1 protein-coding gene and 1 pseudogene are annotated in these 1942 nt (G+C 33.1%); one reads left to right on the plus strand and one right to left on the minus strand.

The features are described 5' to 3' along the window. A pseudogene (locus BFP75_RS22690) lies at positions 1–100 on the plus strand (ATP-binding protein); the annotation flags it as partial. Positions 101–228: 128 nt separating this feature from the next. Here the strand turns inward: BFP75_RS22690 and BFP75_RS08285 are convergent. Further along, complete coding sequence (locus BFP75_RS08285; protein ID WP_099544774.1) at positions 229–1755, minus strand: serine hydrolase; 1527 nt, start codon at positions 1753–1755, stop codon at positions 229–231. Positions 1756–1942: the final 187 nt, after the last annotated feature.

Below are 1942 nucleotides of genomic sequence, written 5' to 3' on the forward strand. Positions count from 1 at the left end.
CACCATTGCCGACGCCATATTGGACAGGATCGTGAACTCCTCTCACAGGTTGGACCTAAAAGGGGAAAGCTTAAGAAAAGGAATTTTAAAAAACGATTGACACATTTTTTTGTATTATTGAAAGATCTTTCAAAGTGGCACTGTTTGACCGAAACAGGTGGCACCATCACTCCGAAATAGCCAGCCTGCCGATAGGCGGCTATGATTTCATAGGATACATTGTTATAATCAGTTTTTATTTTTCAAAATGTTCAATTCTCCGAAATCAACATCAAGTAGGTTTTCTTGGTCGATGGAGAATCCTAATATTTCTCTTTTTGAATTAAAGTTGAAAGTTAAAAATCCATCAGGAACTCGAATGTCATTCCAATCTATTTTAAAAGTATCGAAATGCCAATGTTCTAATGTTCCTGTGAATACTGGCGAATGTGAAAATGAAAATTCTAATCTACCTTTTCCTGTATAATTTATTAAAATGTCCCCATACATTTTGTCGCTATATGTTCCAGCGTATTTTTGAAGTTCCAATGAAGGTTTTGTTTTAGGGGTTTTAGAAATTTGAACAGGTGATTCTTTTTTCTCTTTTAAATTCTGGTTTCTATAATCCAAAACTCTAGAATAGATGTCGTACGACTTATCATTAAGGACCTTCTCCAATAGTTTAGCAGTCAATAAAAAGGTTGCGGGTTCTTCAGCTTCGTTGGTAAGTACTACAAAACCCAAATTCATATCTTTTATCATAACAAGATTAGCGGACATCCCATCAATACCTCCACTATGTTCAATGATTTTATGTCCATTTTTTGGTGTTAACCACCAACCAAATCCATATGATGTGAATTCATTATTAAACGGAGCTCCAGTGAAGGGAAATATAATTTGAGGTTTAAAAATTTCATTGATTATTTTTGGACTCACAATTGTGTCCTTGCCAATTGCTCCATTATTCAGCAAGAGTCTTATATAATTTGACATATCGTTAGATGATGAATAAATAAAGCCACCAGGAGCAAGGTTGTCTCCATTTTCCTGCTTTATTGCTACTTTTTCATAATCATTATTCCAAATATGTGGTTGTGCGAGATTACTGTTAGATTCTCTTTCAGCTGATAGAGATGTGGTGTTATCCATTTTAAGTTTATCAAAAACTCTTGTCTTCACGAAATCATCCCAGGACATTCCAGAAACTGTTTTCACTATTTCTGAAGCTACAACATACATCACATTTTGATAGGCAGGCTTTTCTCGAAATCCTGATATAGGTTCTAAATATTTGAGACGCTTTATGACTTCTTCTCTTGAATAATCTGAATGATACCAAAGTATGCCACCACTTACATCTTTAAGTCCGCTTCTATGGGTTAACAAGTCTCTAATTGTAAAATTTTCGGTTACATAGGGAGCGTACAACTCAAAATAGGGTAGATACTTTTTAACTTTATCATCCCAATTAATTTTTCCCTCATCTACTAATATTCCCAAAGTTAAAGCTGTAAATGACTTCGAGATTGAACCTATTCCAAAAATTGTATTTTCATCAATTTTACTTTCTTTATGAATTTCCAAGTTGCCATATCCTTTAGAAAATATGACAGAATCATTACGAACTATACCAATCGAAAGACCAGGTATGTCAAAGTCCTTTATGAGTTGATGAATTTGTAAATCAAGTGAGTCTAATTGTATTCGTTGGGAGTATGAATTAGAGAATAAGAATACTCCAATTATAGTAAAGAAGAATGTTTTGATTTTCATTTTTTTAAATGTTCGTTAAGGTACATTGTTTACAAAAGTTATAGATACATACTTTACACTAAATTAGTCTCTAACCTTACTGATTGTTCCTTAGTTCTTAATTCATTTTCGTTAAAGTAGCCTAAAAATACGTTTCTATAAAATACTCTCCATATTCCGTTTCCCATTTCTAAGGCACCTATGTATT

This window comes from Maribacter sp. 4G9, assembly GCF_002742265.1.
GTDB lineage: Bacteria > Bacteroidota > Bacteroidia > Flavobacteriales > Flavobacteriaceae > Maribacter.

Excerpts from the sequence above, each read along its gene's own strand:
- BFP75_RS08285 (WP_099544774.1), bottom strand. The coding sequence starts at position 1,755 with ATGAAAATCAAAACATTCTTCTTTACTATAATTGGAGTATTCTTATTC.